Source organism: Streptomyces sp. NPDC093252, assembly GCF_040683675.1.
Taxonomy (GTDB): domain Bacteria; phylum Actinomycetota; class Actinomycetes; order Streptomycetales; family Streptomycetaceae; genus Streptomyces.
This window is the reverse complement of the sequence record NZ_JBFBEM010000028.1, coordinates 1-13349: the sequence shown is the minus strand read 5'-3', so window position 1 is coordinate 13349 and position 13349 is coordinate 1. Positions and strand designations below refer to the sequence as shown.

11 protein-coding genes, 1 rRNA gene and 1 pseudogene are annotated in these 13349 nt (G+C 72.8%); 2 read left to right on the top strand and 11 right to left on the bottom strand.

From position 1 onward, the window contains the following. Nucleotides 1-470 precede the first annotated feature (470 nt). The 4 genes from recN to AB0O01_RS36100 form a co-directional block, all read right to left on the bottom strand. Nucleotides 471-2189 (bottom strand): DNA repair protein RecN, encoded by a 1719-nt coding sequence (gene recN / locus AB0O01_RS36115; RefSeq protein WP_365320305.1) that lies wholly within the window; start codon nucleotides 2187-2189, stop codon nucleotides 471-473. Nucleotides 2190-2409: 220 nt separating this feature from the next. Further along, a complete protein-coding gene (locus AB0O01_RS36110) occupies nucleotides 2410-3330 on the bottom strand; it encodes an NAD kinase (protein ID WP_365320303.1) in 921 nt (306 codons plus the stop codon). Then, nucleotides 3327-4142 carry a TlyA family RNA methyltransferase gene (locus tag AB0O01_RS36105; RefSeq protein WP_365320301.1) on the bottom strand — a complete coding sequence of 272 codons (816 nt, stop codon included), beginning with the start codon at nucleotides 4140-4142 and terminating at the stop codon, nucleotides 3327-3329. The genes AB0O01_RS36110 and AB0O01_RS36105 overlap by 4 nt, the downstream gene beginning before the upstream one ends. Before the next feature lie 7 nt (nucleotides 4143-4149). Continuing rightward, on the bottom strand, nucleotides 4150-4464 hold the full coding sequence (locus AB0O01_RS36100) for a hypothetical protein (protein WP_365320300.1): 315 nt from the start codon (nucleotides 4462-4464) through the stop codon (nucleotides 4150-4152). Between the two features lie 42 nt (nucleotides 4465-4506). Here AB0O01_RS36100 and AB0O01_RS36095 point away from each other — a divergent pair, with 42 nt between their 5' ends. After that, nucleotides 4507-4854 carry a sterol-binding protein gene (locus AB0O01_RS36095; protein WP_365320298.1) on the top strand — a complete coding sequence of 116 codons (348 nt, stop codon included), beginning with the start codon at nucleotides 4507-4509 and terminating at the stop codon, nucleotides 4852-4854. A gap of 10 nt (nucleotides 4855-4864) precedes the next feature. Here the strand turns inward: AB0O01_RS36095 and AB0O01_RS36090 are convergent, their stop codons facing one another. From AB0O01_RS36090 to AB0O01_RS36075, 4 genes are all read right to left on the bottom strand, one after another. Then, nucleotides 4865-5767 (bottom strand): ABC transporter ATP-binding protein, encoded by a 903-nt coding sequence (locus AB0O01_RS36090; protein ID WP_365320340.1) that lies wholly within the window; start codon nucleotides 5765-5767, stop codon nucleotides 4865-4867. Between the two features lie 88 nt (nucleotides 5768-5855). Beyond that, a complete protein-coding gene (locus tag AB0O01_RS36085) occupies nucleotides 5856-6878 on the bottom strand; it encodes an iron chelate uptake ABC transporter family permease subunit (protein WP_365320338.1) in 1023 nt (340 codons plus the stop codon). An 878-nt stretch (nucleotides 6879-7756) separates the two neighbouring features. Then, a complete protein-coding gene (locus AB0O01_RS36080) occupies nucleotides 7757-8800 on the bottom strand; it encodes an iron chelate uptake ABC transporter family permease subunit (protein ID WP_365320296.1) in 1044 nt (347 codons plus the stop codon). 223 nt (nucleotides 8801-9023) lie between these two features. Next, nucleotides 9024-10052 (bottom strand): HAD hydrolase-like protein, encoded by a 1029-nt coding sequence (locus tag AB0O01_RS36075; RefSeq protein WP_365320294.1) that lies wholly within the window; start codon nucleotides 10050-10052, stop codon nucleotides 9024-9026. 83 nt (nucleotides 10053-10135) lie between these two features. On the opposite strand from AB0O01_RS36075, the gene AB0O01_RS36070 reads away from it, so the two are divergent. Then, complete coding sequence (locus AB0O01_RS36070; protein WP_365320292.1) at nucleotides 10136-11425, top strand: DUF1015 domain-containing protein; 1290 nt, start codon at nucleotides 10136-10138, stop codon at nucleotides 11423-11425. 73 nt (nucleotides 11426-11498) lie between these two features. Here AB0O01_RS36070 and AB0O01_RS36065 read toward each other — a convergent pair whose 3' ends face one another. From AB0O01_RS36065 to rrf, 3 genes and pseudogenes are all read right to left on the bottom strand, one after another. Next, complete coding sequence (locus tag AB0O01_RS36065) at nucleotides 11499-12233, bottom strand: tetratricopeptide repeat protein (protein ID WP_365320337.1); 735 nt, start codon at nucleotides 12231-12233, stop codon at nucleotides 11499-11501. 177 nt (nucleotides 12234-12410) lie between these two features. Beyond that, a pseudogene (locus AB0O01_RS36060) lies at nucleotides 12411-13163 on the bottom strand (tetratricopeptide repeat protein); the annotation flags it as partial. Nucleotides 13164-13256: 93 nt separating this feature from the next. Next, nucleotides 13257-13349 (bottom strand): 5S ribosomal RNA (gene rrf, locus AB0O01_RS36055); the annotation flags it as partial.

Genomic DNA, 13349 nt, shown 5'->3' with positions numbered 1-13349 from the left:
TTCGGCATCGAACGGTCACGAAGAAACGTACAGAGAAACGTACAGAAGGATCGGCCCCGCACCCTGCACCGCGCGGCCCCTGCCTGCACCCGCCCAAGGATGCCAGCACGCCCACCGGTTCCCGCAACGCCCGAGGTCACGACCGGTCACACCGGGGTCGTTCCTTTCACTCACACGAGTGACCCGGGACCACCCCCGACCCGGACGGCCGACGGATCATCCGTCCATCCCGCCCCGCACACCCCACCCGCCCCGGGAACACCGCCCACCGGGCCCCCGGCGGCCCGACCGCCCCGCCCGAACCCCCGGACCAACTGGCCGAAACCAGCCCATCGACAGCGCCGCACAAGACGTTCGAAGACGTTCGAAGACGTTCGAAGACGTGCGTAGGGATGCGAACCGCCCGTCAGCCGCCCCGCCCCGCGGCACACCGCGCACCCGCCGGAGCAACCGGCGCCGGATCCCACCCCCTACCCATCCCCCCGAGCCGTGGCCAGCAACTCCTCCGCATGGGCCCGAGCCGTCTGCGAGTCCTCCTGACCGGCCAGCATCCGGGACAGCTCGCGGATCCGCTCCTCGCCCTCCAGCACCTTCACCCCGGACCGCGTGACCGACCCGTCGTCGGTCTTCTCCACCAGCAACTGCCGGTCGGCGAAGGCGGCCACCTGCGGCAGATGCGTCACGACCACCACCTGCGCGGACTTGGCGAGCCGCGCCAGCCGCCGCCCGATCTCGACGGCCGCCTTGCCGCCGACCCCGGCGTCCACCTCGTCGAAGAGATAGGTCGGCACCGGATCGGTCCCGGCGAAGACCACCTCCACCGCGAGCATCACCCGTGACAGCTCACCCCCGGAGGCCCCCTTGGCGATCGGCCGCGCCGGCGCCCCGGGGTGCGGCGCGAGCAGCAGCTCGACCTCGTCGACACCCGAGGGCCCGTACGCGACGGTCCGCCCGCCGACCTCGACCCCCTCCGGGTCGTCGCTGTGCCGCAGCGCGAAGGACACCCGGGCGTGGGGCATGGCGAGCGAGGCCAGTTCGGCGGTCACCGCCGCAGCGAACCGCTCCGCCGCCTCCTCCCGGGCCTCGCTGAGCGCCTGGGCCAGTCCGCCCAGCTCACCGCGGAGCGCGTCCCGTTCGGCGGTCAGCTCACCGATCCGCGAGTCGTCGCCGTCCAGCTCGGTCAGCCGCGCGGCGCCCTGTTCGGCCCAGGCCAGCACGGCCGCGATGTCGTCCCCGTACTTCCGGGTCAGCGCGGTGAGGGCGGCCCGCCGTTCCTCCACCGCGGCGAGCCGCAGCGGATCGGCGTCGAGGTCGTCGGCGTACCCGGCGAGTTCCCCGGCCACATCGCCGAGCAGGATCCCGATCTCCCCGATCCGGTCGGCGAGCGCCGCGAGCGCCGGGTCGTGCGACCGTACGGTCTCCAGCGCCCGGTGGGCCCCCGCGACCAGCGTGGCGGCGTCGACGCCCTCGGGGTCCTCGGGGTTCCCGGCGAGGGCGGCGTGGGCGACGGTCGCCGCGGACGCCAGGGCCTCGGCGTGCCCGAGCCGCTCGGCCTCCTCGGCCAGCTCCACGTCCTCACCGGCGCGGGGTTCGACCCCGGCGATCTCGTCCAGCCCGTAGCGGAGGATGTCGGCCTCCTGCGCCCGCTCCCGCGCCCGGGTGGTGATCTCGTCCAGCTCCACGGCGACGGCCCGCAGCCGCCGGTACGCCGCGCCGTACTTGGCGAGCGGTACGGCGACGGCGTCCCCGGCGTAGCGGTCGAGGGCCTGCCGCTGGCGGGAGAGTTTCAGCAGCCCCTGCTGATCGGTCTGCCCGTGCACCGCGACGAGTTCGTCGGCCAGCTCGGCGAGCATCCCCACCGGCACGGACCGCCCGCCCACATGCGCGCGCGAACGCCCCTCGGCGGAAACGGTACGGCTGATCAGCAGCGCCCCGTCGTCCAGCTCGGCCCCGGCCTCCTCGGCCCGGACGGCGGCCGTGGCGCCGGAGGCGAGCGTGATCCGCCCCTCGACCACCGCCCGGTCGGCGCCGATCCGTACCAGCGCCGGGTCCGCCCGTCCGCCGAGCAGCAGCCCGAGGCTGGTCACCACCATGGTCTTGCCCGCACCGGTCTCACCGGTGACGGCCGTGAATCCCGGCGACAGCTCGACCACGGCGTCGTCGATGACTCCGAGCGACCGTATCCGCATCTCCTCCAACACGGACACGACCTTACGAGGTCCCACCCCCGGATTGCGACCGCCCCCACCCCGTCGCCGGGGGGAGACAACGTCCTCCAGGGGCGCGGGGAACTGCGCGATCAACCCCAGACCCCCGGCACCCGCCACCCGACGGATTCCACCCTCCCGGATGGCGCCCACCACCTCCCCGAGCCCCTCACACCGCCCCCTCCGCACCCGGCACCCGGTGTCAGTGCGGAGCACCCCTCCAGCCGGACACCGGCAGCGCGAACTTCGCCACCAGCCGGTCCGTGAACGAAGCGTGATGCAGCCGGGCGAGCCGCACCGGCACCGCCCCCCGCCGCACCTCCACCCGGGCGCCCGCCGGAAGCTCGACCGTCCGCCGCCCGTCGCACCACAGCACCCCCGGCGGAATGTGCGGCAGCACCTCCACCGCGAGCACCGAGTCCGGCGAGGTCACCAGCGGTTTCGCGAACAGCGCGTGCGCGCTGATCGGCACCATCAGCAGCGCCTCCACCTCGGGCCACACCACCGGCCCCCCGGCGGAGAAGGCGTACGCGGTCGACCCGGTCGGCGTGGACAGCACGATCCCGTCGCAGCCGAACCCGGTCACCGGCCGTCCGTCGATCTCCAGGACGACCTCCAGCAGCTTCTCGGCGGTGGCCTTCTGCACGGCCGCCTCGTTCAGCGCCCAGTCGGTGTGCACGATGTCCCCGTTGCTGTGCACGACGACATCGACGGTCATCCGCTCCTCGACCTCGTACTCCCGGGTCACCACCCGGTCCACGACCTTGTCGAGGTCGTCCCGCTCGGCCTCGGCGAGAAATCCGACCCGCCCGAGATTGACGCCCAGCATCGGCACCCCGGAGGCCCGCGCGAACTCGGCGCCGCGCAGCAGCGTCCCGTCGCCGCCGAGCACGATCAGCAGCTCGCACCCGTCGAGGCAGAGCGGCGTGGCCTCCTTGACCAGCTCCACCTCGGCCGGCAGCGGCAGATCCCGCGCCTCGTGCGCCAGCACCCGCACCCCGATCCCGGAGCGCAGCAACCCCTTCACCACCAGTTCGGCACTGCGGATGGCCGCCGGCCGCCCGGTGTGCGCCAGCAGGAAAACCGTACGAGAACCAGAAACAGGAACAGGGTTCGATGTCAACGCGGCCCCTCCGCCACAGCACGGTCAACGTCGGCCGGGTCCGGTTCCGGTGCACCGGCCCGCAGCCACAGAAAGTATTCGACATTTCCCGAGGGTCCGGGCAGTGGACTGGCCGTCACGCCCCGCACCCCGAGCCCCAGCTCCCACGCCCTGGCGGCCACGCCCCGCACCGCCTCGGCCCTGAGCTGGGCACTGCGTACCACTCCCCCGCTGCCCAGTCGTTCCTTGCCCACCTCGAACTGGGGTTTCACCATCATCACCAGATCGGCGTCCGGCGTCACGCACCGCGCCAGCGCGGGCAGCACCAGCCCGAGCGGAATGAAGGACAGATCCCCCACGACCAGATCCACCGGCTTCCCGTCGATCGCGTCGAGCGTCAGCTCACGTACGTTCGTACGGTCCTTGACGGTGACGCGTTCATCGCTCTGGAGCGTCCACGCGAGTTGTCCGTACCCCACGTCCACGGCGACCACGTGGGCGGCCCCGGCGCGCAGCAGCACATCGGTGAACCCTCCGGTGGAGGCCCCGGCATCCAGCGCCCGCCGCCCCGCCACCACCAGCCCCTGCGGCCCGAAGACGGCCAGCGCCCCGGCCAGCTTGTGCCCGCCCCGGGACACGTAATCGGGATCGCCGTCGTCGGCGGCGACGACGATGGCCGCGGCCGTCTCCACCTGGGTGGCGGGCTTGGTCGCCAGGGTCCGCCCGACGCTGACCCGCCCGGCGGCGATGAGCTGACTGGCGTGCTCCCTCGACCGCGCGAGCTTACGGCGGACCAGCTCCGCGTCCAGACGGCGGCGTGCGACTCCTGCCACGTTCGGTTCAGCTCCTGCTCTCGGGGTACGGCGTCGGGGGCGCCGGAGGTCCCGGGCGGGCGTCGAGCGCGGTGAGCGCGTCGCGCAGCCCCCGGTGCACATCCTCGTACACCTCCAGATGCCCGTCCGTCGTCAGGTGGTCGGCGTCGGCCAGCCGCTGGAGCCGGGCGTCGACCCCGGCGTCACCGGTGGGCTCCCGGGGGACGTGCAGCGGCGCGGGAGCGGCGGGATCGTACGCCTCGCCGCTCCGGGGCCCATCACTGTCACCGTCACTGTCACTGTCACCGGCGGTGCTCTCCACCCCCGGCATCGGCTCGCTCATGCCCCGACGCTACCGCGAAGCACTGCGGTACCGTCGATCACGATGGCGACGATCGAGGAGTGCCGCGCCGCACTCGACAGACTCTCCGCGAAGCTGCGGGGCACCGAGGGCGACCTGCGGGCCGCCGCCGCCCTGGACCGTTCGGTGAGCTGCCACCTCACCGACCTGGATGTCACCTTCACCGGCCGGATGGCGGACGGCGGCATCCAGGTCCACGAGACCCGCACCGGGCCACCGCGCGAGAAGGCGCAGATCCGGCTGGCCCTGACCGGCGACGATCTGATCGCCCTGGTCGACGGCGACCTGAACTTCGCCCACGCCTGGGGCTCGGGCCGCGTCCGGCTCACCGCCGGTTTCCGCGACCTGCTGCACCTCAGAAAACTGCTGTGACCGAGGTGCCTCAGGAGGCCCCCGCGCCGCTCTCCGCCGTTGCGGCCACCTCCGCCGCCGCCGTTGCCGCCGCCCCTGCCCGGTCCCGGCCCCTCCGCGCCACGGGCACCACCAGGGGCGTCCCCGTCTCGGGATCGTCGATGACCTGACACCGCAGCCCGAACACCCGCTCGACCAGTTCCGCCGTGACGATGTCGCCGGGCGCGCCCTCGGCGATCACCTCGCCGTCCCGCAGGGCGATGAGATGCGTGGCGTACCGCGCCGCGTGATTGAGGTCGTGCAGAACGGCGACCAGCGTCCGCCCCTGCTCCTCGTGGAGTTCCGCGCAGAGGTCGAGCACATCGATCTGGTGCTGGATGTCGAGGAAGGTGGTCGGCTCGTCCAGCAGGAGCAGCGGTGTCTGCTGGGCCAGCGCCATGGCGATCCACACCCGCTGCCGCTGGCCGCCGGACAGCTCGTCCACATACCGCTCGCCGAGTTCGGCGACGCCGGTGCGGGCCATGGACTCCTGGACCACCCGTTCGTCCTCGACGGACCACTGCCGCAGGATGCCCTGGTGGGGATAGCGGCCCCGGCCGACCAGGTCGGCGACGGTGATCCCGTCGGGCGCGATGGACGACTGCGGCAGCAGCCCCAGGGTCCGGGCCACCTTCTTGGCGGGCATCGACTGGATGAGCTGCCCGTCGAGCAGCACCCGGCCCTCGCTCGGCTTCAGCATCCGCGACAGCGCCCGCAGCAGCGTCGACTTGCCGCAGGCGTTGGGGCCGACGATCACTGTGAAGGAGTGGTCGGGTATCTCGACGGACAGCCGCTCGGCGATGACCCGCTGGTCATAGGCGAGGGTGACCTTCTCCGCGGTCAGTCGGTTCACGGTGCTGTGCTCCTTGGGATGTACGGGTTCCGGGGGCCGGATTGCCCTGCTCCGGAGGACCGGGGACCGGCGCTGGCACCGGACACCTGGACCTGGTGGCCGGGGGGTACGGGAGTCCGTGCGGCGGCGCTCATATCCGCCCCGCTCGGCGCTCGGTGACCAGCAGCCACAGCAGATACCCGCCGCCCAGCACGCCGGTGACCACACCGACCGGCAGTTGATCGGCGCCGAACACCCGCTGCGAGGCCCAGTCGGCGGTGACCAGCAGGGCGGCGCCCATGCCCAGCGAGGGCACCAGGTTGGGGCCGGGCGAGCGGGTGAGGCGGCGGGCGAGCTGGGGGGCGGTGAGCGCCACGAAGGCCACCGGCCCGGCCGCGGCGGTGGCCCCGGCGACCAGCAGCACGGCGGCCACCATCAGCACCAGCCGCACCCGCTCGACCCGCACCCCGAGCGCGTACGCCACGTCGTCGCCCATCTCCAGCATGCGCAGCGCCCGCCCGTTGACGAGCACCAGCGGCACCAGCAGTACGGTCAGCGCCAGCAGCGGCCAGACCTGGTCCCAGCCGCGTCCGCTGAGCGATCCGGTCATCCAGACCATGGCCCGGGTGGCGTCCACGATGTCGGCGCGGGTCAGCAGATAGCCGTTGACGGCGGTGACCACGGCCGAGACCCCGATGCCGACCAGCACCAGCCGGTAGCCGTGCACGCCCCGCTGCCAGGAGAGCAGATAGATCACGGCCCCGGTCGCCAGCCCGCCGACCAGCGCGCCCACCGTGACCTGCCCCGCGTCCCCGGACAGCACGACGATCGTGATCAGCGCGCCGGCCGCCGCGCCCTGCCCGAGCCCGAGGACGTCCGGACTGCCCAGCGGATTGCGCGAGATCGACTGGAACAGCGCCCCGCCGAGCCCGAGCGCGGCCCCCACCAGCAGCCCGACCAGCACCCGGGGCAGCCGCAGCTCCCGGACGATGAACTCCTGCCCGGCATCGCCCCGCCCGGCCAGCGTCCGGAGCACCTCGCCCACGGCGATCGGGAAGTCCCCGGTGCCGACCAGCAGCACCCCCATGCCCAGCGCGACGCCCCCCAGCACCACGGTGACCACCAGCCCCCGCCCGTCCACCCGCAGCGAGACCGCACCGCGCGCCGACCGCACGACCCGCCCGGCGGATGTCCGCGAGCGCTCGGGGGGCGCCGAGGTTGCCAGCTTCTCCGGGGTCGCCGCCCGGGTCGCCGGGATCTGCGGGATCTGCGGGATCTCCGGGTCCGGGCTCTTCGGGTTCGCCGGGTCCGAGCTCGCCGGTATCTCCGGGTTCACCCGGTCCGGGGTCCCCGGGGTCCCCGGGGTCTCCGGGGTCTCCGGGGTCTCCGGGGTCTCCGGGGTCTCCGGGGTCTCCGGGTCCGGGTTCGCCGGGTTGGGGCTATCCGGTGTCTCCGGGGGCGGGCTCTCCGAGTTCCCCAGGTCCGGGGTCCTCGGGGTCTCCGGGTCAGGGGCTCCCAGGGCCTCCGGGTCCGGGGTGGCCGGGGTCTTCAGATTCGCCGGGTCCAGGGTCTCCGGGTTCGCCCGGTCCGGGATCCCTGGGGTCTCCGCGTTCGCCGGGTCCGGGGTCCCGGGGCTCTCGGGATTCGCAGGGTCCGGGTTCGCCAGGTCCAGGTTTGCCGGGCTCTCCGGATTCGCCGGGTCCGGGGTCTCCGGTTCCGGGCTCTCCGGGTTCGGGGTCTTCAGGTCCGCCGGGACCGAGTTCGCCGGTATCTCCGGGTTCACCCGGTCCGGGGTCTCCGGGGTCTCCGGGTCCGGGGTCTCCGGATTCTCCGCGTCCTGGCTCGCCGGTGCCTCCTGGTTGGCAAGGGCCGGGCTCCCCGCAGACGGCGGGCTCTCCAGGCCCGCGCTCACCGGTGCCTCCAGCTTCGCCGAGTCCGGGATCCCTGGCGACCCCGAGGTCTCCAGATCCGGGCTCACCGGGGCAGCCTGGTCCGCACCCTGCGGGGAACCCGGATTCCCCACCCCGCCCTCCGGAAGGATCCTCAGGTTCCTCACAGCCGACCCGTCCTCCGCCGTCGTACTAGATAGATGAAGACGGGCCCGCCCAACACCGCCGTGACGATCCCGACCTGCACTTCCGCGGGCCGCGCCACCACCCGGCCGATCACATCCGCGCCGAGCAGCAGCACGGGCGACAGCAGCGTGGCGTAGGGGAGGATCCAGCGCATGTCGGGCCCGGTGAAGGACCGCACCACATGCGGCACCATCAGGCCGACGAACACGATCGGACCGCACGCGGCGGTAGCCGCCCCGCACAGCACGGTCGCCGCCAGCATCGACAGCGCCCGGGTGCGCCGGAGATGGGCGCCCAGCGCCTTGGCGGTGTCGTCGCCCATGGCCATGGCGTTGAGCGGCCGGGCCAGCCCGAGCGCCAGCAGGGTGCCGGCCAGCAGGAAGGGCAGCACCTGGAGGACGGTCTCGTCGGTCGCCGAGTTCAGCGAGCCGACGGTCCAGAAGCGCATCCGCCCCAGCGCCGCCTGGTCCATGATCATCACGGCCTGGAGATAGCCGTACAGCGCGGCACTGATCGCCGTACCGGCGAGCGCGAGCCGTACCGGGGTCGCCCCGCGGCTGCCACCGAGGAACCACACCAGCGCGCCGACCAGCGCCGCGCCCGCGAACGCGAACCACACGTAGCCGATCAGGCTGGTGACCCCGAAGAAGGTGATGGCGGTGACGACCGCGGCGGACGCCCCCGCGTTGATCCCGAGCAGCCCGGGATCGGCCAGCGGATTGCGCGTCAGCGCCTGGAGCACCGCGCCGGACAGCCCGAGGGCGGCCCCGGCGAGGACCCCGAGCACGGTCCGCGACAACCGCTCACCGACGACGACATCGGCATAGCGGCCCGAGTCCTGGAACAGCCCGTGCCACACCTCGCCCGGCGAGAGCGGTTTCGCGCCGACCGCGATGCTCGCCAGCGCGACCAGCACCAGCGCCGCCAGCGCGACCAGCAGCCCGAGGCCACGAATCGCCCGACGGTTCACCGACGCGGGAACGGCTTCCGCACGCGTCTCGGGGGGACTCTCGACCAACACGAAGATTAGGTTAGCCTACCCTCGCAAACGAGCCCCTGGACGACCCAGCCGACCCCGCCGACCAGCAACAGAGCAGCTCCGGAACCCTGCACCACCCCTTCAGCACCCTCAAGCGCAGCGAGAAGCCATCACCGGACCTGGACATCTGCTTCCCACCAGCACCGCCGCCCGCCCCCCCCCACCGGACAAACACAACCCACCCCCTCAACTCCCCCTCCCCTCCTCACCACCCCAACCGAGCCAGCCCCTTCCCCGCGTCCAGCGCGCACGCCCCATCCCCGGCCGCCGTCCACGCCGCCGCGCACAGCGCCCGCAACCCGTCCAGCACCGCTCCCTCACCGTCGAGTTCCAGCCGCTCCGCCCCCGCCGTCGCCGTCCAGCCCCCGCACCGGAAGCCGTCCCCGCTCGGGGTGACCTCCGGCTGCCCGGTGAGGATCCCGCGCAGATCGGCGTCCACATAGGTCGGCCGGTGCCGCGGCGGCGCGGCCAGCAACTGCGCCGCGTCGGTCACCCCGGTCAGCACCAGCAGCGAATCCACATCGCCGTTGAACGCGCCCTCGATGTCCGTGTCCAGCCGGTCCCCCACCACCAGCGGCCGTTCGGCACCGGTCCGCAGAATCGTCTCCCGGTGCATCGGCGGCAGCGGCTTCCCCGCCACCTGCGGCTCCGCACCCGTGGCGATCCGCACCACCTCCACCGCCGCCCCGTTCCCCGGCGCGATCCCCCGCGCACTCGGAATCGTCAGATCCGTGTTGGACGCGAACCACGGCACCCCGCGCGCGATCGCGTAGCACGCCTCCGCGAACCGCCCCCACGCCAGCTCGGGTCCCCCGTACCCCTGCACCACCGCCGCCGGCCCGTCGTCCGCCGACTCCACCGGCACGAGCCCCCGCTCCCGCAGCGCCACCCGCAGCCCGTCCCCGCCGATCAGCAGCACCCGCGACCCCGAGGGCAACTGCTCGGCGATGAGCCGGGCCACCGCCTGCGCCGAGGTGATGACATCCCCGGCCTCGGCCGGTATCCCGAGCGCGGTCAGATGCGCCGCCACCGCGTCCGGCGTCCGCAGCGCGTTGTTGGTGACGTACGCCAGATGCATCCCGCCGTCCCGCGCGGCGGCCAGCGAGTCCACCGCATGAGCGATGGCGTTCCCGCCCGCGTACACCACCCCGTCGAGATCGAGCAGCGCCGTGTCGTACGCCTCGCTCAGCACCCGCGCACTGCCCTCGGGCCTGGTCCTGACGCCCTGCCTCATCGCACCCGCTCCTCGCTCCACCGACCGTTCCCCCGATCATCCCTCATGCCACTGACACCGGTACGCGGACGTACGATGCCGGGATGAACTCAGCAGGTCACTCGGAAGCGACGGAGCGCCGGGGCCTGGAACTCACCCCGTTCCGCGGCCTTCGTTACGACCCCGACCGGGTCGGTTCCCTCGCCGCCGTGACGTCCCCGCCGTACGACGTCGTGGTCCGCCCCGACGGCCTCCACCAGCTCCAGGCCGCCGACCTGCACAACATCGTCCGGCTGATCCTCCCCCAGGCGCCCACTCCCGAGGCCCGCAACGCCCAGGCCGCCACCACCCTCACCCGCTGGCGCGCGGAGGGCATCCTCACCGCCGACCCGGAGCCCGGTCTCTACATCTACGAACAGACCGACGACGAGGGCCTCCTCCAGCGCGGCATCATCGCCACCCTGCGCGTCACCGACCCGGCGGACCGGATCGTCCTCCCCCACGAGGACGTCATGCCCCACCTGGTGGCCGACCGCGCCGCCCTGATGCGCGCCACCTCCGCCAACCTGGAGCCCCTCCTCCTCACCTACCGGGGCGACGACCACTCCGAAACCGCCGCCATCATCGACCGCACCACCCACCACCCACCCCTCCTCTCCACCACCACCGAGGACGGCCACCACCACCGCCTCTGGTCCCTCACCACCCCCACCGACCTCACCACCCTCATCACCGACCTGGCCCGCCACCAGGCCCTGATCGCCGACGGCCACCACCGCTGGGCCACCTACCGCCGCCTCCGCGCGGAGCACCCCTCCCCGAGCCCCTGGGACGACGGCCTGGTCCTCCTCGTGGACACCGCCCGCTACCCCCTGCGCGTCCGCGCCATCCACCGCTACCTTCCCCACCTCCCCCTCCCGGACGCCCTCGCCGCCCTGAAGCCCCACTTCCGCGTCCGCCCCCTCCACACCCCCCTCGACCAGGCCCTCACCGCCCTGTCCGAGGCATCGGCCGACGGCAACGCCTATCTCCTGGCCGGCGACGGCACCTACCACCTGGTCGACCGCCCCGACCCGGCACTCCTCGCCCGCACCATCCCCACCGACCGCCCCACCACCTGGCGCACCCTGGACGCGACGGTCCTCCACGCCACCCTCCTGGCCCACCTCTGGCACATCCCGGAGGACTCCCCGTCCCACATCGCCTACATCCACGACACCGCCGCCACCGTCACCAAGGCCGAACAGGACGGCGGTACGGCCGTCCTGATGCACCCGGTCCGCGAGGAACTGGTCCGCGATCTGGCCCGCCAGGGCATCACCATGCCCCGCAAGTCGACCTCCTTCGGTCCCAAACCCGCATCGGGCCTGGTCCTCAGAGCCCTGGACCTCTGACCAACCACACAAAAAAAGGGGGCGGCCCCCTCCAACCAGGAGAAAGCCGCCCCCTCACCCCCCACAACCAACCTCAGCCGTCGCCCTTCTCCTCCCCCTCCACCTCACCGGCGTCGGCCTCCAACTCCTCGTCGAACGCGTCCACGAACTCCACCCCGTCCAGCTCGGCGAGCCGGTCCGACGCATCGGTACTCCCGTCCCGATCCGCCTCCACCGCCTTCGCGAACCACTCCCGGGCCTCGTCCTTCCGCCCCGCCTCCAGCAGCGCATCGGCATAGGCGTACCGCAGCCGCCCGGTCCACGGCTGCACCGAGTTCGAGGCCAGCTCGGAACTCTGCAAGGTCACGATCGCCGCGTCGAGCTGCCCCAGATCCCGCCGAGCCCCGGCCGCGACGAGCCTCATCTCCACCTGCCCGGCCTTGTCGAGCCGCTGCACCTCCGGCGCCCCGGCCATGTCCAGCGCCTTCTCCGGCCGCCCGAGCCCACGCTCGCAGTCGGCCATCACCGGCCACAGATCGGCGTTCCCGGTCATCCGCCGAGCGGCCCGGAACTCCGCGAGTGCCTCCCCGTACTTCTGACTCGCATACGCCGCGAACCCCGCCGCCTCCCGCACAGCAGCCACCCGAGAAGCCAGCCGCAGCGCGACCCGCGAATACCCGTAGGCCCCCTCAGGATCCTCATCGATCAACCGAGCGACCATCACCAGATTCTTGGCGACATCCTCCGCCAGCGTCTTCGGCAGACTCAACAACTCCTGCCGTACGTCCTTGTCGATCTCGTCGCCCGTGACGTCCTCGGGAATCGGCAGCCGCTTGATCGGCTCCCGGTCCCGGTCCCGCTCATCACGGAACCGGCCACCACCACCGGCAGGCCCCCGACGATCGTCCCGCCCCTGGTACCCACCACTGCGCCCACCCCGATCGTCCCGCCGGGGCCCACGCCGCTCATCCCGCCCACCGCGGTCGTCCCGCCCCCGATATCCCCCACGCTCCCCATCCCGCCGGAACCCGGGCCGATCCCCCCGGTCATCCCGCCGAAACGCCGGCCGATCCCCCCGATCGTCACGACGCCCATACCCCCCACGATCATCACGCCGCTCGACCCGCCGATCATCCCGCCGGTCATCCCTCCGGGGGTAACCCCCACGGTTGTCATCCCGACGACTGTCGTCCCGTCGACCCCCATCCCGGCGATTGTCGTCCCGCCGGAACCCACCCCGGTCATCGGTACGCCGGTAGCCGCCCCGCTCGTCGCCCCGCCGCTCATCGCGACGATCGTCCCTACGGAACGCAGGCCGATCCCCACGGTCGTTACGATCGTTGCGGTCGTTGTCCCGCCGGAACCCTCCCCCCCGATTCCGATCGTCCTCACGACGCGGCGCCCGCCCACGGTCATCCCGCTGATACGGCGGCCTGGAGCCCCGCTCCCCACCGCCGTCCCGACGGTCGTCCCGTCCCCGGTACCCCCCGCGATCCCCACGATCGGGCCGGTCAGAGCGGTCGGAGCGCTCACCACGCCCGACACCACGATTGCTGTCGTCCCGCCGACCATCGCGACCACCACCGCCGCGATAGCCACCACGATCGTTGTCCCGCCGGAACCCACCACGGTCACCACGATCACCGCGCTCGCTGCGACCACCACTACGGTCGCTACGCTCGCTGCGGTTCCCGCGGTCACCACTGTCCCGTCGCTGCTGATCGCGCTCCGGTCGGTCGTCGGGAGAGTTGGTGGACATCGGTGACTCCTGTCTTCGGTACCGCAAGCATTGTAAAAACAAAAGGACCCCTGGTCCCAGCTGAACGCTGGGACCAGGGGTCCTCCAAAGATTGTTCGGCGGCGTCCTACTCTCCCACCGGGTCCCCCCAGCAGTACCATCGGCGCTGTAAGGCTTAGCTTCCGGGTTCGGAATGTAACCGGGCGT